General features: G+C 64.8%; 18 protein-coding genes. 5 read left to right on the plus strand and 13 right to left on the minus strand.

Annotated features, from left to right (window positions below):
• Window positions 1–26 precede the first annotated feature (26 nt).
• Window positions 27–269 (plus strand): DUF3039 domain-containing protein, encoded by a 243-nt coding sequence (locus tag AC6I1W_RS11360; protein ID WP_004808857.1) that lies wholly within the window; start codon window positions 27–29, stop codon window positions 267–269.
• 56 nt (window positions 270–325) lie between these two features.
• Here AC6I1W_RS11360 and aroQ read toward each other — a convergent pair whose 3' ends face one another.
• From aroQ to AC6I1W_RS11385, 5 genes are read right to left on the minus strand one after another with little or no spacing between them, the layout of a single operon-like run.
• Window positions 326–757: a type II 3-dehydroquinate dehydratase gene (gene aroQ / locus AC6I1W_RS11365; protein WP_221267639.1), complete on the minus strand. Its 432-nt coding sequence runs from the start codon at window positions 755–757 to the stop codon at window positions 326–328.
• On the minus strand, window positions 754–1,782 hold the full coding sequence (locus AC6I1W_RS11370) for a cation diffusion facilitator family transporter (protein ID WP_016665934.1): 1,029 nt from the start codon (window positions 1,780–1,782) through the stop codon (window positions 754–756). Before AC6I1W_RS11370 ends, aroQ begins: the two co-directional genes overlap by 4 nt.
• Window positions 1,779–2,798 carry a phosphoheptose isomerase family protein gene (locus AC6I1W_RS11375; protein WP_221267640.1) on the minus strand — a complete coding sequence of 340 codons (1,020 nt, stop codon included), beginning with the start codon at window positions 2,796–2,798 and terminating at the stop codon, window positions 1,779–1,781. The genes AC6I1W_RS11370 and AC6I1W_RS11375 overlap by 4 nt, the downstream gene beginning before the upstream one ends.
• A complete protein-coding gene (locus tag AC6I1W_RS11380) occupies window positions 2,795–3,073 on the minus strand; it encodes a Trm112 family protein (RefSeq protein ID WP_015582277.1) in 279 nt (92 codons plus the stop codon). Before AC6I1W_RS11380 ends, AC6I1W_RS11375 begins: the two co-directional genes overlap by 4 nt.
• 10 nt (window positions 3,074–3,083) lie before the next feature.
• On the minus strand, window positions 3,084–3,518 hold the full coding sequence (locus AC6I1W_RS11385) for a DUF3499 domain-containing protein (protein WP_080564885.1): 435 nt from the start codon (window positions 3,516–3,518) through the stop codon (window positions 3,084–3,086).
• A 115-nt stretch (window positions 3,519–3,633) separates the two neighbouring features.
• Here AC6I1W_RS11385 and AC6I1W_RS11390 point away from each other — a divergent pair, with 115 nt between their 5' ends.
• Window positions 3,634–4,053, plus strand: a complete 420-nt coding sequence (locus AC6I1W_RS11390; RefSeq protein ID WP_004808863.1) for a metallopeptidase family protein — start codon at window positions 3,634–3,636, stop codon at window positions 4,051–4,053.
• 12 nt (window positions 4,054–4,065) lie between these two features.
• Here AC6I1W_RS11390 and AC6I1W_RS11395 read toward each other — a convergent pair whose 3' ends face one another.
• The 5 genes from AC6I1W_RS11395 to AC6I1W_RS11415 all read right to left on the minus strand — a co-directional run bounded on the left by AC6I1W_RS11395 (window position 4,066) and on the right by AC6I1W_RS11415 (window position 11,316).
• Complete coding sequence (locus AC6I1W_RS11395; protein ID WP_004808864.1) at window positions 4,066–5,604, minus strand: DUF5719 family protein; 1,539 nt, start codon at window positions 5,602–5,604, stop codon at window positions 4,066–4,068.
• Window positions 5,601–8,945: a glycosyltransferase family 2 protein gene (locus AC6I1W_RS11400; protein ID WP_497743579.1), complete on the minus strand. Its 3,345-nt coding sequence runs from the start codon at window positions 8,943–8,945 to the stop codon at window positions 5,601–5,603. The genes AC6I1W_RS11395 and AC6I1W_RS11400 overlap by 4 nt, the downstream gene beginning before the upstream one ends.
• Window positions 8,946–9,102: 157 nt before the next feature.
• Window positions 9,103–9,360, minus strand: a complete 258-nt coding sequence (locus AC6I1W_RS11405) for a WhiB family transcriptional regulator (RefSeq protein WP_117189669.1) — start codon at window positions 9,358–9,360, stop codon at window positions 9,103–9,105.
• A gap of 148 nt (window positions 9,361–9,508) precedes the next feature.
• Window positions 9,509–10,243: a hypothetical protein gene (locus tag AC6I1W_RS11410; protein ID WP_117189668.1), complete on the minus strand. Its 735-nt coding sequence runs from the start codon at window positions 10,241–10,243 to the stop codon at window positions 9,509–9,511.
• Window positions 10,240–11,316 (minus strand): mannose-1-phosphate guanylyltransferase, encoded by a 1,077-nt coding sequence (locus tag AC6I1W_RS11415; RefSeq protein ID WP_493536895.1) that lies wholly within the window; start codon window positions 11,314–11,316, stop codon window positions 10,240–10,242. Before AC6I1W_RS11415 ends, AC6I1W_RS11410 begins: the two co-directional genes overlap by 4 nt.
• Before the next feature lie 67 nt (window positions 11,317–11,383).
• Between AC6I1W_RS11415 and AC6I1W_RS11420 the strand changes: the two genes are divergently transcribed.
• Complete coding sequence (locus AC6I1W_RS11420) at window positions 11,384–12,115, plus strand: TIGR03089 family protein (protein ID WP_346723506.1); 732 nt, start codon at window positions 11,384–11,386, stop codon at window positions 12,113–12,115.
• 2 nt (window positions 12,116–12,117) lie between these two features.
• On the opposite strand, the gene AC6I1W_RS11425 is transcribed toward AC6I1W_RS11420, so the two are convergent.
• On the minus strand, window positions 12,118–13,143 hold the full coding sequence (locus AC6I1W_RS11425) for a glycosyltransferase family 2 protein (RefSeq protein WP_117189688.1): 1,026 nt from the start codon (window positions 13,141–13,143) through the stop codon (window positions 12,118–12,120).
• A gap of 105 nt (window positions 13,144–13,248) precedes the next feature.
• Here AC6I1W_RS11425 and AC6I1W_RS11430 point away from each other — a divergent pair, with 105 nt between their 5' ends.
• Together AC6I1W_RS11430 and AC6I1W_RS11435 are read left to right on the plus strand one after the other, a co-directional pair.
• Window positions 13,249–14,553 carry an LCP family protein gene (locus AC6I1W_RS11430; RefSeq protein WP_434964807.1) on the plus strand — a complete coding sequence of 435 codons (1,305 nt, stop codon included), beginning with the start codon at window positions 13,249–13,251 and terminating at the stop codon, window positions 14,551–14,553.
• Window positions 14,554–14,837: 284 nt separating this feature from the next.
• Window positions 14,838–17,798, plus strand: coding sequence for a glycoside hydrolase family 2 TIM barrel-domain containing protein (locus AC6I1W_RS11435; RefSeq protein ID WP_117189687.1), 2,961 nt, complete (start codon window positions 14,838–14,840; stop codon window positions 17,796–17,798).
• 72 nt (window positions 17,799–17,870) lie between these two features.
• Here AC6I1W_RS11435 and purE read toward each other — a convergent pair whose 3' ends face one another.
• Window positions 17,871–18,461: a 5-(carboxyamino)imidazole ribonucleotide mutase gene (purE, locus tag AC6I1W_RS11440; protein ID WP_065673790.1), complete on the minus strand. Its 591-nt coding sequence runs from the start codon at window positions 18,459–18,461 to the stop codon at window positions 17,871–17,873.
• Window positions 18,454–19,626 carry a 5-(carboxyamino)imidazole ribonucleotide synthase gene (locus AC6I1W_RS11445; protein ID WP_117189666.1) on the minus strand — a complete coding sequence of 391 codons (1,173 nt, stop codon included), beginning with the start codon at window positions 19,624–19,626 and terminating at the stop codon, window positions 18,454–18,456. Before AC6I1W_RS11445 ends, purE begins: the two co-directional genes overlap by 8 nt.
• Window positions 19,627–19,732 lie beyond the last annotated feature (106 nt).

The raw sequence follows: 19,732 nt of genomic DNA on the forward strand, positions 1-19,732 counted from the left end.
ATGTCTGCCACGTACACTGGTCCACCATGAGCACACAGGTGGCACCAGGTTCCAGTACGGCGGTCGAGGAGAAGACTCGTCCATCCTTTGATGACGGTGACGCCGAGCGCTTCTCCCACTACGTCCCGAAGGCCAAGCTCACCGACGCCATGGTCAACGGGACCCCTGTCGTCGCCCTGTGCGGCAAGGTGTGGGTGCCCTCCCGCAATCCGGACAAATTCCCCGTCTGCCCGGAGTGCAAGGAGATCTTCGAGTCGATGAAGCGCTGAGTCCCCCAGCACCATCGTCACACAGGTTCGGTCACGTCGGAGAGAGCGCGTCGGCGTCAGACCGTCGCCAACCAGGCGAGGGCCAACTCGTAGCCCTTCAGCCCGAGGCCGGCAATCGTCCCGGTGACATGCACCGAGACCACGCTGTGGTGACGGAACTCCTCCCGGGTGGCGATGTTCGAAATGTGCACCTCGATGCAGGGTGCCTCCACCTGGGCCAGGGCATCAGCAATTGCGATGTTGTAGTGGCTCCAGGCAGCCGGATTGATGACGACCGGGATGCGATCGTCAGCAGCTTGATGTATCCACCCGATCATCCGCTCCTCGGAGTCGGTCTGACGCACCTCGACGTCGAGCCCGAGCTCGCGGCCGTACTCGATCAGCCGAGCCGCCAGGGCAGCGTGAGTCGTCGCCCCATAGATCTGGGGTTCGCGGCGACCCAGTCGTCCCAGGTTCGGGCCGTTGAGCACCAGGACAGATTTGCTCATACCTGATCCTCCGGACGCTTCTCATCCTCCCTAATGCGACGATCGCCGTACCGAATGTCAGGTTCGAGGAAGAGCGGGCCGACAAGTGGTTCCGCAGCACGGACGGCCACTTCCGCATTGTCGATGATGCGTGCCACCTCGAGTGCGGAGTCGCCCGGATCGACGGCGATCTTGGCAGCCAGCAGAATGGTGTCGGGACCCAGGTGGACCGTCTTCATGTAGATGACCGAGTCGACGCCGTCAGCACTCACGAGCGCGTCGTGAATGGCCTTGCGTGACTCCGGAGTTGCCGACTCCCCTTCCAGCAGGGACTTCATCTCTCGCGAGAGAATGGCTGCGACGACGACCAGCAGGACGCCAATACAGGCCGAACCGATACCGTCGAAGATCGGGTTGTGCGTCAGGATGGTGAGGCCGACACCGAGGAACGCGAAGATCAAACCGAGGACGGCAGCCGAGTCCTCCATCATGACCACCGGCAACTCCGGGGCCTTGGCCTTGCGGATGTACTGCAGGATCGTCATGCCCTCACGATCTTGCTTGCTCTCCTTGAGAGCGGTGTGCAGGCTAGCACCCTCGGCACATGCCGAGATGACGGTCACGACCAGCGGCACCCACCACCACTGGGAGTCGAGCAATTCGTCAGGCTGACCGGCGAGAGTGTCGCGGATCTTCTGGTACGACGAGTACAGGGCGAACAATCCACCGACGCTGAAGATGACGACGGCGACGATGTAGCCGGAGATGTACCGGGCCCTCTCGTAACCGAACGGATGGTCCTCGTCGGCCTTCTTGTGGGCAGCTTTGCCTCCGACCATGAGGACGACCTGGTTGGTGGTGTCGGCCACCGAGTGAATGGCCTCGGCAAGCATCGAGGATGCGCCGGTCAGGGCCCATGCGAGGGCCTTCGTCACGGCAATCGCGAGGTTGGCAGAGGCAGCGGCAATGATCGCCTTGCGGCCTCCGCCCTCCTTCTCCGGCTTCTCGGCCTCGTCCGGCTCCCCAGCCACGTGGGACTGACTCATGACATCTCCTCCAGACGGTCCAGCCCAAGGGCAAGATAAACGGTGGCGAAACTTCCCTGCAGCAGGAGGGCAACGTAACGGTCCATCGAGGAGGACCTCTCATCAATACCCAACGGCAGGGTGACGCTGCGCACCCTCACGTCGTGGACGGCACAAAGTTGCTCCAACTCCCGACGAGTGACCTCGTGCTCGGTCGCGGCGTCATCCATGACGACAAGTACCGGTCGACGCGATTCACCATCGAGATCAGGATCGGAAAAGAGATCTCGTCTGGGAGCGGATTCAATGATGGGACGCAGCGCGGCGGCGTCAGCCGACAGCGCGATTCGGCCTGTGGCCCGACGCATCAACTCGGCCAGGCGACGAGAAGCGCGTGCGGCCAGCACCGATCCGCCCCAGGTCAGGGGTTCGGCGTCAGCCAGGGCACAGGCAAGGTCCTTGGCCTGGTTGACCGCCAGATCGCGATGCGGTGAGGCCGATTCAGCCACCATGTCTGCCACCCGAGCGACCTGGCCGGGATCGACGGCAGGACCGAGCCCCAGATCGCCCAGCACTGCCAGCGCGGAAACTGCGGCTGAGATGGGATCCTCGGAGATCATCTGGATGCGGGCAGTGCCATGGTTACCGGCAGCTCGCCAGGATTCGCTGTCCCCGGTGGAGGCCAGGATGATGGCGCTACCGCGACGGCGCGCCTCTGCCACCTGGGCCGCGCATCGTCCATCGGTGTCGAGGACGGCCACGAGATCCAGGGGACCCACCCATGCCGGTAGACGACGGAACGGCCACGCGACGAGGGGGACCGGGCACACGGGCTCCAGAACTGAGCGCACCAGACGGGCTTCCGGACCGACGACGAGAACTCCCCTGGGTTGTCCCCATTCACCGACGGTTCGACGCACCTCGTCGAGGTTGGCCGAGTCGCGACGGACACGTGCACCGGTGCTCGCCAGATGTCGCAAGACCCCCTCGGTCAGAGGGTCGAGCGGCGCGTCGAGACGTGAGTCGTCGAAAGTCACCGAGGTCTCAGCTCATGACGACGGGTGGGCTCGAAGGCCTCGGCGTCCTGCGCGTCAGCGGTCCTCGTCGCCCCGCGCTGACGGGCGGCGTCAAGGCGAAGATCAGGCACACCGTCGCGCACCAGGAAGGCCAGCCCGCAGGACGGCGAGGAACAGACCAGCTCCCCACTGTCGAAGTCGAGTGCGAACCGGGAGTGGCACGCCGGGCAGGCTGCCACCTCCAGGAATGCCGGTGAGAGGTCGAGTGCCTCAGGGGCCAGCGGTAGATCAGGCATGACCGTCATCCTAGTGGCTTCGCACGTCGTGGCTGGCGTCCGTGATCACCGACAGGTGACCACGACGACCCAGGACATGGACCGAGGCCGGGTCTGGCTCGGGGACAACCTCGTCTTCCAGCATTCCCACCTCGCGAACAGCCGCAGCAAGGGCCATGAGGTCGTCCACCGGCGGTGCCGGCGCAGGATCATCGATGCCCGGGAGTCGGATGACTTCCCATCCCACCGGGGCTGAGAGGGCTTCGGCGTGCTCCGCGCACATGTCGTAGGCGCCGGGCTCACGGCTGGGTCCCAAAGGGCCGAGGACCGCGGTGCGCTCGGCATACACGTAGGTCAGCGTCGCGACTGCCGGTCGGGAACATCCGGGTCGAATGCACTCTCTCACCCAGGGCACGGTACGCCACAGTCCTGTTTTCCCTGTGGTGCCACGCGGGTACCGACACATACGGTCGGGGCTGCGCGAGCGTGTGTGCACCAGGGACATGTGACCTGCACCTGCGGAGGGGGTGGCCCGGACTCGTCTGATCGCACCATTGGTACATCCGCAATACAGTGGTGTCATGTCCAAGCGTCGAAACCGTCATGGTCGTGGGCAGCGTGGGCCAGTCGTCCTGCCGCGTGCCTATGGCGGGCGTATCGACCGCATCGACCCCAATGATGCTGAGTTCTTCACGGCCTGCCTGGCCGAAGCCGTCCGCCAGGTGCAGCGGTCGTGTCCGGGGATTCTCGACAACGTCGTCGTAGGGGCGGAGGACGTCCCCACGATGCCGGACTGGACCGAGGAACGGGTTCCGCTGTCGTCGGCGGTCGACGGCAGTGACGACTCCCCTGCCCGGGTCGTCATCTACCGACGTCCCCTCGAACTGAGGACTGCCAGTCGGCGTGGACTGGCCATCCTCGTCCATCGCACCTTGGTCGAGCAGTTGTCGGCCTTGACCGGCCTTCCGGTGGAGAAGATCGACCCGGATATCGACGGCTGAGGCCAACTGTTGTCAGCGCAGCAGCGGGTCGACGGTGGCGCGGCGTCCGTTCGTCGACGTGGCGATGGCGTCCAACGGCAAGACGGCCAGGCCGCTGCCAGACACCACACCGCCGACGAGTGGAGCCGACCCGACGACGTGCAGGTGACCTGCTGCTGGAACCTTCCCTGACCAGGTGGATCCTGCCGGAACCGTCCCATTGACCGCGGTCTTCTTCCCGCCGTCAGCTGTCAGAGTGCCTGTGAACGTCACGGCTTCCCCACCAGGGTTCGACAGCTCGAGGGTGCCACCGGCGCCAAGGGTCTGTTCGAGCACCTTGCTGGACGAGCCGGGTCCGACGAGGGCGTAATCGGTGGTGCCGTGCTTTCCCTGCACGAACAACCTGGCCACCAGCGGATCATGGGCCGACAGCTTGAGGCCGACGGCTTCTCCCGCCAACGCCTTTGACAGATCGACCTGAATCGTCGAACGCGGATCGATGTCGATCTCGTCAGCACCGTCAGGGGTGAACGGACCGTGCCCCGCCAGTGCCGTCACGGACACACCCAACCGGGTCGTGCCGGGGTTGGAGATGACGAGGGTTGCGGTGGACACCTTCGCCGGGACCGCTGGCAAGTAGACAGTCTTGGAGGCTGGGGCCATCGCGATCGTCTCGCGGCCCTTGGGAGCCCAGGTACGGGCGCCGACGACGACTCTCCCCTCCCTGGAGCCGATCAACGCGGTGACAGGGGTGGTGTCGTTGTTCCACACTGACAGTGGCAGCACCTTGGTCTGGCCGGGAGACACCCGAATGCCACGCATGCCGGCGGTGTCAATTTCTCCCTTGGAACCCAACAAGGTGACGTCGACAGTCGCCACCCGAGTATCCGCGTTGACGACCACGAGATCGGAGGCAGACGGATTGGTGAGGCTCACCGCACCATCGGTGGCAGTCCCTACGCAAGGAACCCACGTCGTCATGCCATGGTCGGCAGACAGGACCGATCCCGTCGGAGGATGCTGCCCTGCCATGGAACGAACGAATCCAGCCGAGTTGTCGATCTTCGTCACGGCAGGAACCGAGGTCTCGGACAGCTTGTCCGCGGACGTGCCGACGTGCAGACTGCCGCCCACGGAGCCAGCGGCGAGACTGGCCTTCCCCTGGGAGGGCGGGCACACGAGGGTTCGCCCGGACGAGACGAACTGAGCCGCCGGAGCCGTGCGTCGGGACTCCGGAATCGCCGTCGTCAACAATGAGATTGCCACGGCTGCCACGGCCAAGGTCACCACCCAGACCGGACCCTTCCAGTGGTGTCCTGCCTTGTCGTCAATGGTCGGCCTCTCAACCGCTGATGCTGTCGACGGATCGCCGTCGGTTCCGTCAAGGTCGTCCTCATCCGGAGTGGCGACGTCGTCAGGATCCATGGCCCGGGCAGCACGAACCACCGGCTGGTCGCCGGCATCCTCAGCATCCACAGCTCGTCGGGCAGGACCAGCCTCGCCGGGCTCGGCCTCGAAGATCTCCTCGGGCTCCTCGTCATCGGTGAGGGCGCGGCGTGGACGATCGCTCATGATTCCTCCTGACGATGGTTACGGCGCGCCTTCCGGCGACGGGCAGGGACGGAACGGCGCGGGGCGGCGACACGGTTGCGCTGGGCGTACTGGGGGCCGGCGACCAGCATCAACACGACCAGAGCCACCACCTCAATCGCGCAGGCCCATCCCTGGGTCGGCATCGACCAGGTCAGGTCGCCACGAGCCGAGCCGACCTGGTAGGACACCCCGATCTCGTGCTGAGCAGCCGGCTGAAGCTTCGTGCCACCCACCTCGACCTTCCAGCGGTCGTCACGGGGTTCGAGGATCGTCAGGGTGCCTGACGTGGTGACCTTCCCGACCACTGGCTCCTGGTCTCCCCCGGGCGCGCCGACGACGGCCCTGGACGGCTGCCCATCCACCGTCCAGACGGTCGTCGTCGGATCAGTGATAGCGGCTGTCAGACCAGCCGTATTGCCTACCTGGGCCACAACGTCGGCTCCTGCCCCACGCAGCCACAGATGGCCAATTCCCAGTGCGGACAGGCGACTCGCGAGGTCGTCAGGGACAGCACCTGTCGCCACTGCCAGAGCAAGATCAGAAGCTGGATTGGCGATCCGGCTGTCCGAGGAAATGGCGGGGCGCTCGCCACTTCCCCAGCTCGGGTTCTCGGCATCGACGAGATCCCAGCGGACATCGCTGCCATGCACATTCACCATGAGGGTGCGAGTCTGGCGCGGCGAGCCCTCCACCGCAGTGACATAGGCGGGACGCATCTCGTCAGTGGTGGACATCGGGCCACGAGCGCCACCGACCAACCACCAGACGCCACCTGCGGCGACGGAGACTGCCATCACCCAGGGCAACCACCGGTTACCAATACCGACGAGGAGCTCTCCCAAGGTCGGCGACTCGTCAGCGGGATGATGATCGGCCTCAGCCCGCTTGAGCAGGGCGGACTGGCGTGCTGCTGCGATGAACATGAGCAAGACGCCGACGCCTACGAGCTGCCACGGCTCAATGGCCGGATGAACCTGCACACCCCAGACGTCAACCAGGACGCGCGATCCGACACCGGCAAGGATGAGGCACACCAAATAGACGAGGATGAGGGCGAGCATCCGGCCTCTCGGATGTCCGGTGAGGGATCCGATGGAGGCCGACCGGTCGATGATGAGGTGCCACACCGCCCACAACGTGGCAATCCACAACGGGATCATCGCGATCAGGGTGAACGCGGTAGGAGCCGTGCCCGGGACGATCGAGCGTCCGACCAACAACCACAGCCCGGCTCGCGTCTCGACGACGGGGCTCAACAGCGGCTCGGCCCCAGTCACCATCCGTCCGGGCTCGCTGAACAGCCGTGGAATCCACGGCGAGATGACCAGGAGCGGTCCCACCGTGACGATGGCTGCCAGCAGCGGACGGCGCGGCCGGGTCGTGAGGATGCCTACAGCAACCGCCAGCGGGTAGATCCACAGCGCCGGGACCAAACTGATCGCCAGAGCTGACCACAGGGCCAGGCCACCTGCGGAAGAGACGCCCCCGACCTGACGGGTACCGATCTCAGCACCACGCAGCTCGGCGACGTCAATCGTTTCGGAGTTCACCAGACGCCAGGTGTGCAATGCCATGTGGGGAAGGATGACGCCCAGTGCCACGGCCGTCACCGAACCGCGTGCCAGACCTCCGGTCAGAATCGGCAACAGTCCCCAGAAGCTGGAGAGCAGCACGGTCGTCACGCCGACGCCAATGACGCGACGGAAGAGACGATGTGCCGACATCGCTGTGAGCAGCGGTGCCAGGACGAGCAGGATGCGGACGAGGACTTCTGGCTCGCCAATCGTCAGGACCGAGCCGAAGGCCGACCAGGCAAGCCACGGGGCATTCGCTCCCGTCACGCCCGGAACAGCGGTGAGCCACCGGTGCCAGGCACCGGACAGCCCATGTGGAGCCGGAGCCAGCCACGTCGAGGTCACACTTCCCGGCCCGTAGAGGCCCCGGCAGGCGATAAGCCCGCAGAGCACCATGAGCCCGACCATCACGATGTACGGGTTGACGACGAAGCGATGGTCCCGGGCGGTGAAATCGTCGCCGGTGAGATCGTCGATCGTCGTTCCGTCCTCGTTTCGCCACGGATGCATCCGGTCGGAGAGGTCCCCGGCGTAACGGTCGACGGCTCGAGCCCACACACTGCGTCGGCTGGGCAGCAGACGCTTGGTGTTCTCCAGATCGTCGGGATCGCACTGAGCGTGGAATTCCTGCAACCGCTGGGACATCTCGCGGGTGACTGAACGGGTCTTCCACAGCTGCCATCCGGCTCGCCACTCGTCGGCAGCACGGGAGGGGGCCTTGCCGACCAGCAGAACGATGAATCGCCACACGCTGGCCAGCAACAAGGCGAAACTGGTGCGGGTCGGGTGACCGGTGCGGGCCGCGACCATGCGCATGCCGGCGAGACGGTCGGTGGCGTCCGGGCGAGGGGCCAGATTCGACTCACGTTGCCACCCTCGACCGGCCTGACGGTGGTGGATGGTGCAGGTCGGCGCAGTGCGCACCACCATGCCTGCTTCGTTGGCACGCCATCCAAAGTCGACACCGTCACGGAAGAGCGGAAGGGCGGGATCAAATCCGTCGAGCCGGCTCCACGCCTCCAACCGGACGAACATCCCAGCCGTCGATCCCCCCAGGATGGGGCCGGGATCAGCCTGCTTCTGGTCAATGTCACCGCGGTCAACGACGGGAAGAACCCGAGTACCGCCGGTACTGACACTCTGGCCCTGCTCGTCAATGAACTCGGGGTAATTGTGCCGAGCCGGCTTGAGCAAGGTCGGGTACAGGACGTCAGGGTGAGGCTTGCGAGAAGCCTCATGGAGCAGTGAGCTCAAGGAGTCCCGGCCCACCTCCACGTCGTCATGCAAGATCCAAACGTGAGTGACGTCGTCGGGAAGACGATCAAGGGCGAGGTTGACGCCCTGACCAGGCGTGGTGTCGGCGCTGGCCGTGACACATTCTTCCAGCAGCCCCTCACCGACAGCCTCCTCCAACAAGTTCGTGGATTCGTCGGTGGAACCAAGGTCAACCGCGATCTGGACCGCAGCCCTCTCGTCGCTGCGACGCAAGGCGTTGAGAGTTCGCGGCAACCAATCTGCCGCTTGGTGAACGAGCAGGATGACGGCCACTTCGTCAGCGGTGATGTCAGGGACGGCCGGCTCACGACGTTCATGCGCCCATGCCCAGTCCGCCGGATCGACACGCACCGATGGGATGACGGGAATCGTCCAGTCCGTGAGCCCCTCCGCAGTGCGTGGAGCATCGCCGAGGTCAGGCCAACGACCCTCGTCGGGCTCGGTCTCCGCAGAGTACTTCTCGTCACTCACCTGGTAGACCACCTGTTCGTCGACGTCATGGAACTCGGCGTGCACGTCATATGTACACGACTGATCATCACACATACCAATCGCGCCGACGGCACCTCCGCGCAGACAGGAAATTCTAACGGGCCGTCATCCCTACCGTGGTGTGCCGCCAGGATGGTCACGCCCGCTTGCGCAGTCGACGCCTCTCCATCTCCGACAACCCGCCCCAGATTCCAAATCTCTCGTCGTTCTCGAGGGCGTACTCCAAGCACTCCTGACGCACCTCGCAGGACTCGCAAATGCGCTTGGCTTCACGGGTGGATCCGCCCTTTTCAGGGAAGAATGCCTCCGGATCAGTCTGGGCGCACAAGGCCTTGTCGTGCCATTCCGGCTCGTCGTCACCGCCTCCGGAAAACAAAGTCAGAATCTCGTCCATGGGGGAAGCTCCTCGAGATCAGACGCGGCGGGTTCCGCGCCGATGCACAAATTACACGTGTGAGATTCAGCGCGCGACTCCGTCTCGGGAAAACCCCACAACTACCGGCGTGTCGCGCCGGGGCTCAAGGCAGACCTGTGATTGATTCTCAGCGCCGTCCGCAGTCGTTCGACCATTGGTGGTCTTCCGAGTTTCCTCCGGTCTGCGGAGATGTCGAATCGCTCGCCCAATTCTGAGCGTTTCTGGTCTGCGCCGGATCCCATGCGGATGCGCCTGCTCCACTCGCGGCATCACCGGCCCTCGTCCAGACCGCACCGACCCCCTCGGGCCAGCTGAACTCCTCCTGAGCTGGAGTGTCAGCTTCCTGGGTGGCCACAAGCTGACTTGCAGGTTCCGACTCCGAATCCTCCGGCTCGGGCTCCTCGTCGGAGTTCTCGACATCGTCGGAGGTGGATACCTCCGGCCGCGTCAGGACCAGCAGTACCCACGCGGCCAGAACCTTGATGGCAATGGCCAGAAGGTCACCGAAGAGCCCCAGGGACGCTCCCAGGAATCCCCCAGGACCATGAATGGGAGCGAGCAGGGCAAGGATGAGGTCGAATCCGGCCGCGATGGCCACGATGAGAGCAGACACCTTGCCGAGCAATTTGGCATGAGGAGTCGCCGGACGAATGAACCGGCACACCAAGACTGCGGCCACCAGCAGCAGGATCATGCCGATGCCCAGCGAGCTTCCCGACAGGCTACGAGCCATTCCGAAAAGTCCGCTGTGCTCGTGGGTCATCATCGTGACAGCCCGCACCAGAACGGCCACGAGGAATCCGATACTGACAACGATGACGGTCCATGCGATGGGCTCGCGAATTTCCCGGGCGTTCTTCACGCGAATCGTCCTCCCGCCTGGGCGGCCACCTCGGCCACCAGAGCCTTGACCTGCTGGGACTGGGACAACGGCACCACCAGAGTGGCACGATCGGTGCTCACCACGGCCATGTTGTGCAGACCTGCCACTGCCAGAACGGCGTCAGGGCGGTCGTTGATGAGCAGGTTCCCGTCCGAGTCGACGGTGACGGTCAGACCCATCACGTGGTTGCCCTCGCCGTCATCAGGCAGGTGGGGGGCCAACGCCTCGTAGGAGCCGACGTCGTACCACTGGATCTCCAGCGGAATCGCAGCGACATGTACTCCGCATCCGCCATGGGAGGCCGGTTCCATCACCGCGACGTCGACGGAGACCTTCTCCATGAGCGGGTACACCTCGGCGATCCGGGAGGGATCGGCGACAAGCTCGTCAACCTGGTGGCGGGTCCGGGGCTTGAGTTGGGACACACAGTTCAACAGGGTCGATGCCCGCCAGACGAACATGCCGGAGTTCCACCAATACTCGCCTGAATCGAGGTATTCGCGGGCAAGCTCCGGGCTGGGCTTCTCGACGAACTCGAGAACGTTGTGAGCACGCGGATCCGACTCCAGCGGGCCGCCCCGGTGGAGGTAACCGAAACCGGTGTTCGGCTCGGTGGGGACGACTCCGAAGGTCACCAGTGCGGCAGGGTCGTCCGTGGCGAGATCGAATCCGTGTTGCAAGGCGGCGCGAAAGTCGTCAGCGGGACGGATGATGTGGTCAGCCGTGACGACAGCCATGACGCCATCAGGATCGCGGTCAGCGATGATGCCGGCCGGCCATGACACGGCATTGAGGGAGTCACGTCCCACCGGTTCACCGAGGATGTTCTCGGCCGGGATCTCCGGCAACAACTTGGCCACCGTGTCGGCATACGAGGCTCCGGTGCACACCACGATGTTGGTGTCCGGGACCAGACCGGCGACCCTCTCGTATGCCATCCGCAGCAGGCTCATCCCGTTGATGAGTTCCAACAGCTGTTTGGGCTCTCCATGATGAGACAGCGGCCACAGGCGCGTGCCGGACCCGCCGGCCAGGATGAGGACGTGTTGCATGTCGACAGAGTATCTGGCCACACTGACGCAACCGTGTTGGACGCACCACAGCGTTTCATCCTTCACAATGGTTGCCATGGTTTCCCTGGCCCGACCGACCGCCTCCCGCAGTTCTGACCCGCTGACCGCCCTGTGGCGTCGCAGCAAGGAGGCCGGTGCGCTGCCGATCCTGACCTGGTACGACGGCGCGGATCGCGGCGAATTGTCCGCCCGCACCCTGCTGACCTGGGTGACCAAGTCGGTTCACCTGCTCGACTCCGAGGGAATCGCGGCAGGAGACGTCGCGAGGTTGTCGGTCTTCAGGCAGCGCCCTGGCCACTGGACCAGTTGCGTGTGGCTGCTGTCCTCCTGGTGGGCCGGTCTGCGGGTTGACCTTACCGGGCTGGACGAAGCCACAGTGGAAGTGATCGGCCCGGACACCGACCCTGTTGACTCCCCCGAGGTCCTCGTCCAGTGCAGCCTCACGCCACTGGCAACCCCGTGCCAGAACCCCGTTCCGGGGGCCATCGACAACGCTGACGTGCTGGCTGGCCCCGACGACCTCGTCACTGCACGACCCGCCGCGTCCGGGTCAGTGTGGCTCAGGGGATGCCAGGAGTGGACCGGCGAGCAGCTGTGCAGCGTCGTGCCGTTGGGCCGAGCGGTGCTGCTCTCCCCGGAACGGATTCGGGTCGGTGGTGGGGAACTCGTCGCCACGACGCTCGTCAGCTGCCTGCTCGGCGGCGGGTCACTCGTCCTGGTCGAGTCAAGCGACGATGTCGCTGCCATCACCACTCAAGAGGGAGCCGTCGAGGTGTGAGATCAGTCCTCGGAACGCTCGCCGAGACCGACGAGGAATCCGACTCCCCAACTCATGTGCATGATCGCCAACACCACTGGCAGTCGAGCCCGGACGCCCGGATCCATGTCGCGTTTCATCGCCGCCGACCCAATCCCGATGATGCTTCCATAACCCAGCGGGGCCACCCATCCGATGAGTGGCCAACGCTTCAGCCACGGCCTGCGCCTGACCGCCTCGACGATTCCGACGATTCCGAGGGCGGTTCCCGTCACCACTCCGGTGACCGCAATGGGAGCGGCCAGATAGCGCAGACTCACCGAGTCGCGATGGCGCCGCATGACTTCACGACGCCACTGGCCGGTGCGGAAGAACTGCCGGGCCAACGCCTTGACGGTGGAACGGGGGCGGTAGGTCACCCGAAGATCGGGGCTGAACCACACTTCTCGTCCGGACTGCCGCAGACGATAGTTGAGCTCCCAGTCCTGAGCCCGATCGAATTTGGCGCAGAAGCCGCCGACGGCCTCAAGATCCGCCTTGCGGAACACCCCGAGGAAGACCGTCTCCGCTGGCCCTTCAGGGGCATTTCCCTGGTGGAAGGCGCTGCTCCCCAGGCCGAGCTTCGAGGTGTAGGCGACGGCGACGGCCTGCTCGAAGGGGGTACGACCCTTGGCGTCCATGACTCCACCGACATTGGCCGCCCCGGTTCGCTCCAGCAACTCGACAGCCGTCGCGATGTACTCCGGGCCGAGCTCACCGTGAGCGTCGACGCGCACGATGATCTCGTACTGAGAAGCGGCCACACCGAGGTTGAGAGCCTTGGGGGTGGTGCCGCCGGGATTGTCGATGACCCGAATGCGATCGTCCCGGGCAGCCAGCTCCTGAGCGATCTCAGCGGTGCGGTCAGTGCTGGGAGCGATGGCAAGGATGACCTCCATCTTTCCCGGGTAGCCCTGATTGAGGACACCGGCCACCGATTCCTCGAGGTACCGTTCCTCGTTCCTCACCGGTATGACAACACTGACCGGGGGCGCGAGGTATGACGACATGGACGACATTGTGCCAGTTCGGAAGGAACTGTGAATCCTGAGGCACACGGGACTCGCCCAATAAGCCTCAGGAATCTGCATGGCCTTGCGACTACCGTGGAATTCATGCCTAATCGAGACACTGGGCGCGGTCCCCGCGACAAGCGATCTCGTCAGTCCGACCTGGACTGGCTATACGGAGTTGACGCCAATGACGCCACCCGTATCGATCCGATAAATGCACCGCACAGCGAATCGGGCCGACCCCACAGTGGGGCGGGTCGATCGCAAGGTGGTCGACGTCCGCAATCCCGGCAGGGTGCCGACCGATCCACCCGACCGCGCCCACGGTCGACGTCATCCCCACGGCCCACTGGTGATCCGTACCGGCCGGGTGCCCAACCAGCCCGTCGGCCCCCGCGTCAAGCCCCTCCTCCTCGTCTGCGGCAGCGGGCGAGTCGTCCCGCACCACGCCCTCGCAAGCGTCGGCACCCCTTCAAGGTCATCATGGTGCTGTTGTTGGCGTGGTTGGTGTGGCTTGTCGCCGTACCGTCCTATGCGTTGAGTCGGACCGGAACCGTCGATGCCACCCCCGACGGTCCGCGGGGTGCAAGCCATCCCGGTACCCTCGTGCTTCTCGTCGGCACCGACGAGAGGCAAAACCTCACGACGAAGCAGCAGAAGGAGTTGGGTACCGGCACCGAGAGCGGTCTTCGCACCGACACCATGCTGCTGCTCTACATGCCGCCGGAGGGAAAGAACGTCCTGATCTCCCTGCCGCGCGACTCATACCTGCCCATCCCGGGGCACCATCACAACAAGCTCAACGCCGCCTATTCGATTGGTGGCGCCAAGCTACTGATCCAAACGATTGAAAGGGCCACCGACCTGCGTGTCAACGGCTACGTCGAGATTGGGTTCGGTGGCTTCGTGGAAATGGTCGATGCGGTCGGCGGAGTCGAGGTGACCCTCGACAACCCGATGGTCGACAAGGATTCCCACACCAACCTTCCTGCCGGCACCCAGACCCTCGACGGAGTTCAGGCCCTGGGATATGTCCGCATGCGAAAGGCCGATCCCGAAGGCGACCTGGGGCGCGTCAAGAGGCAGCAGAAGGTGGCTTCCCAAGTCGCGACGAAGGCCCTCAGCCCGTGGACCCTCATCAACCCGGTGCGATATTGGAACCTCAACATGGCGGCCTCGGATGCGGTGAAGCTCGGCACCGACACCTCGACCTTGACTGCCCTCAAGACCGCTCGCGGTCTCATGAAGGTTTCCGGCAACGACGGCATCAAGATGACGGTCCCGGTATCAACGGTCTCGGCCAACACCTCGGCCGGTTCCTCGGTGCTGTGGAATGACAGGAAAGCGGCTCGGCTGTGGGATGAGCTGAGGAGCGGTGACACCTCAAAGGTGACCGAACTGTCCTGATCTGACGTTGAAACGCCGAGGTCGGTGTCTCCATCAACTCTCCTCTCGGTCGCACTACCACGGCCTGGCTCGCCCGTCCCAGCCCTGATCACGTGAGCAGGCCGTGGTAGCTCCGGAAAACCGTGGCGGCACTGCCATCCCACCTGCTTGTGCGATACGCATCTTCCGGGACCACCACGGCATCATCAGCCTGCCGAGCGAGACCACACCTCGAATCACCTCAGTGCTCACCTTCTGACATCGCGGTGTACACGTTTTCATCATCAGGTTCTATGGTGGTGTCCATGGTTGCCAATGCCGACACCGCTCCGGGGATCGACGCCGCCCTGACGAACCTCGTCCCGTGGCAGGGGCCTGTGGCCCCACGGGCTCACCTGCACACCGATGCCCCGACCCTCGACCTGTCTGGAACGTGGCGTTTCCAGCTCGTCGACTCCCCCTTTGACGTACCGGAAGGTTTCTTCGACCCTGGATTCGACGACACCGACTTCGTCGACCTCGCCGTTCCCTCGATGTGGCAGATGACCGACCCGGCAGGCGAAGCACCGTTCGGGCGCCCCGCCTATCTCAACGTCAACTACCCGATTCCGGTCCCGGCTTCCGGCGAAGACATCGTCGTTCCCGATGAGAACCCGACCGGGTGCTACCGCCACACCTTCCAGGTCAGTGAGACGTTCACCAATGCTGACCGGGTGCTGCTGCGCTTCGAGGGAGTCGACTCCTTCGCCCGCGTCTGGCTCAACGGAGTCGAACTGGGGTGGACCAAGGGTTCGCGCCTCACCAGTGAGTTCGACGTCACTGCGCAACTGCGCCCCGGCCGCAATGTGCTGGCAGTAGCCGTCAGTCAATGGTCCGACGGCACCTTCCTGGAGGACCAGGACATGTGGCGGATGTCGGGGATCTTCCGCAAGGTCACGCTGCTGGCACGCCCGCAGGACGGCATCGACGACCTCTTCGTCCACGCATCCTGGGAGGACGGCGCCGCCAAGATCACCATTGACGGACCCGACGGCGCCACCGTCACCATCCCGGAACTCGGCGTCACCACCACCTGCAACACCGAGGTGACCGTCCCCGACGCGCAACCCTGGACCGCTGAGACCCCAATGCTCTACGACGCCACCGTCTCGACGGGCTCCGAGACCGTCTCCCTGCGGATCGGATTCCGCACCGTCGCCATCGACGAGGACGTCATCACCGTCAACGGACACAAGGTCGTCTTCCGCGGTGTCAACCGCCACGAGTGGGATCCGCACACCGGACGCACCCTCGACGAGGAGACCATGCGCGCCGACCTCGAACTCATGAAGCGTCACGGCGTCAATGCCATCCGCACCTCACACTACCCACCGGACGCCCGCTTCCTCGACCTGTGCGACGAGTACGGCATCTGGGTGCTTCTGGAGTGCGACCTGGAGACCCACGGCTTCGAGTGGGGTGGCTGGGACGGAAACCCCGCTGGCGACGACCGCTGGTACGACTGCCTACTCAACCGCATCCAGCGCACCGTGGAACGGGACAAGAACCACCCATCGATCATCGGATGGTCGATGGGTAACGAGTCCCACTGTGGTGAGGGCATCCGCCTCATGAACGACTGGGTCAAGCATCGCGACCCGTCCCGGTTCACCCATTACGAGGGCGACTACACCCACACCATCTCCGACGTGTGGACCGTCATGTACCCGGGGATGGAGTGGGTCGAGGCCGTCCGCGACCGTACTGTCATGCCGGGCGCCGAGCCTGTTCCGCAGACCGGCCGCGAGCTCGGACTGCCCTTCTTCATGTGCGAGTTCGCCCACGCCATGGGCAATGGCCCGGGTGAGCTCGCTGACTACGAGGAACGTTGTTTCGACCCGCATTTCCACCGCGATCGTATGCACGGCGGATTCATCTGGGAGTGGATCGACCACGGCATCGACACCGGACGCGGATATGCCTATGGCGGCGACTTCGGCGAGGTGCTGCACGATCGAAACTTCGTCTGCGACGGGCTCGTCATGCCCGATCGCACCCCCTCGCCGGGCCTGCTGGAGTTCACGGCGACGATGGGTGCAGTGCGCATCGAGGTCGACGGCTCACGTTTGCGCGCCGGCGACGGCATCACCGTCATCAACCGCCTCGACTTCGCCGATCTGTCCGATCTCGAATTCGTCTGGCAACTCGTCGACGACGGCAAGGTCACCGACGAAGGTGTTCTGGACATCGGAGCACTGCCCGCTCATCAGTCCTGGACCGGATCCGTGCCGGTTCCCGACGAGATCTCCGACCGGATGGTCGTCGTCGTCGAGGCCAGGTTGGTCGAGGACACCATCTGGGCTCAGGCGGGCCACGTGGTGGCACGGGCGTCGGACCTGCTGATCCCTGAGCCTCTTCCCCGTCCGTGTCCTCCGGCATCGTCCCATCCGCGTCGCGACGGTAGCGGCTCGGTTCTCGGACCTGCTCGCTTCGACCGTCGTGGTCGTCTCGTGGAGTTGGGCGGGAACGGCATCGTCGCACCGGTTCTCGATCTCTTCCGCGCCCTGATCGACAACGACCGGGCCAGCAGCCTGGCTCGTAACAATATTGGTGGCTCCGCGCTGGCTGCCGGTCTCGACCGGCTCGTCCACACCACGGTCTCGGTGCGCGAGGAGGGAGATGACCTGGTCGTCCTCACTCGCAGTGCCGCGGCAGCTGCTCGAGATTCCATGACGACGACGTGGAATTGGCGAGCCGTCCAGGCCGACGAGGGATCCGAAGGGATCCATCTCGATCTCCACGTCGAACCGCAGGGGCACTGGCCGGCAATGCTGGGTCGCATCGGCGTGACCATAGGACTGCCGGATGAGTGGACCACCGTGTCCTGGTTCGGACTCGGTCCGACGGAGAACTACCCGGATTCCCAGCACGCCGCCACCTGGGGCCGCTGGAACTCCGACGTCGCCAGCCTCCAGACGCCTTACGTCATGCCTCAGGAGAATGGTCTTCGTCAGGGTGTCCACGAGCTTACGATCACCGGCCCCGACGGTGGTCTGCGCGTCGCCGCTGATGGCGGCTGGCCGGCATTCGCGGTTCGCCCGTGGACGTCCAAGGCCCTGTTCAGCGCCGCCCATACCTGGGATCTGGAGCCCGACGGGCACACCTGGCTGACCTTGGACGCCCTCTCGGCCCCGCTGGGATCGACCTCCTGCGGCCCGATGCCGATCATGTCCCACCGGTTGTACGCCCGCCCGGTTGATATGTCGCTGACCCTGTCCCTGATCTGACCAAGGGTCTAGAAGCAGCGAACTGGCCCCGGACCGCAACAGTTCGGGGCCATCCGCGTATCGATGACTCGCTCAGGGGCGCGAGTGGGTGCGCACCTTCTCCCCCTTGGCGGCCGCCATGTCGTGCAGCTCGGTCTGGTACTTGACCATGGCGTCGCACAGCTCGGGATTCGATGCGGCAAGAATCCTCACGGCCAGCAGACCGGCGTTCTTGGCATTACCGACACCGACCGTTGCCACCGGTACACCACCAGGCATCTGGACGATGGACAGCAGGGAGTCCATGCCGTCGAGATGGGCCAGCGGAACCGGCACTCCGATGACCGGCAGCGGGGTCAGCGCGGCGACCATGCCGGGTAGATGGGCAGCACCACCGGCACCGGCGATGATGACCTTGATACCGCGCTCGTGGGCGCCACGGCCGAACTCGACCATGTCCTCGGGCATCCGGTGAGCCGAGACGACCTCCGCCTCGAATCCCACGTTGAAGTCGGTGAGCACCTGGGCGGCGGGCTCCATCGTCGGCCAGTCGGAGTCCGAACCCATGATGATCGACACCTGCGGGCCCGTGGCGTCACCAGCCAACCGGCGTGCGGATCCGGCCGCTGTCTCGACCTTCTTGCCGCGACGCGGCTTGCGGCTGTTGGCGGTGGTCTCAGGCATCATGTTCTCCCATGAGGTAGGCGGCAGCGTGGCGCGCCCGGCGACGAGTCGTCTCGACGTCGTCACCGAGGCAGGTGACGTGACCGACCTTGCGGCCGGGTCGCACGGACTTCCCGTACAACTCGACGCGCAGTTCCGGGTCACGAGCGAAACAGTGTTGCAGAGCCCCGGTCAGGTCTTCCTCAGACCCGCCGAGGACATTGGCCATGACGACCACGGGGGCAGTCAAGGCCGGTGAACCGAGCGGAAGGTTAAGCACGGCTCTCATGTGGTTCTCGAACTGGCTCGTCTCAGCACCGTCGATGGTCCAGTGGGCGGTGTTGTGGGGGCGGGTCGCCAGCTCATTGACGATGACGGAACCGTCCTCGCGCTCCATGAGCTCAACGGCGAGGACACCGACGACGTCGAGGCGCCCAGCAATGTCCAGGGCCATGGTTTGCAGCTCCACCTGGCGGTCCGAGGACATGTCCGGTGCCGGGCTGATGGTCTCGGCGCAGACCCCGTGACGCTGGATGGTCTCCGTGACCGGATAGGCGGCTCCCTGACCCGATGGGGAGCGGACGACAACGGCAGAGAGTTCGCGTCGGAAATCAACGAACTCCTCGGCGAGAATACGAATCGGTTGTTTGCCGTCGGCCAGTCCTCCGGCAGCCTCGAAGGGTTCCCCGGCACCGTCAGGTCCGTCGATCTTGAAGACTCCCTTGCCGTCATATCCGCCGCGAGACGTCTTGGCGATGACGGGCCAGCCGTGGTCCGCACCGAAGGCGACGAGATCGTCAGGGGTGTCACAGACCTTCCAGGCCGGGTTCGGGAATCCCTCCTTCGCCATGAATTCACGCATGACGACCTTGTCCTGAGCATGGACCATCGCGGCCGATCCGGGGCGGACAGCACACCCTGCCTGTTCCATCTCCTCGACGAGGACGGTCGGCACGTGCTCGTGATCGAAGGTCACGACGTCACACCCAGCTGCGAAGTCCATGACGGCGTCGTGGTCGAGATGGGAGCCGACGACGACATCAGACATCACCTGGGCCGCGGACTCGTCAGGGTCGGAGGCCAGCAGACGGGTGCGCACCCCCAATCCGATCGCAGCCTGGTGCATCATGCGGGCAAGCTGCCCGCCGCCAATGATTCCAATGGTGTAGGAGGTCACGACCTTCATCGTAACGGCCACCGGACACAGAACCGCGGAAGAGCTATTCTCCCGGATCTTCCACCCGTGGATTTCCCTGTCAGATCGTCTTCGCGTCGGCTTTCCATCCGGACAC

The organism is Cutibacterium sp. KB22876 (assembly GCF_059728865.1).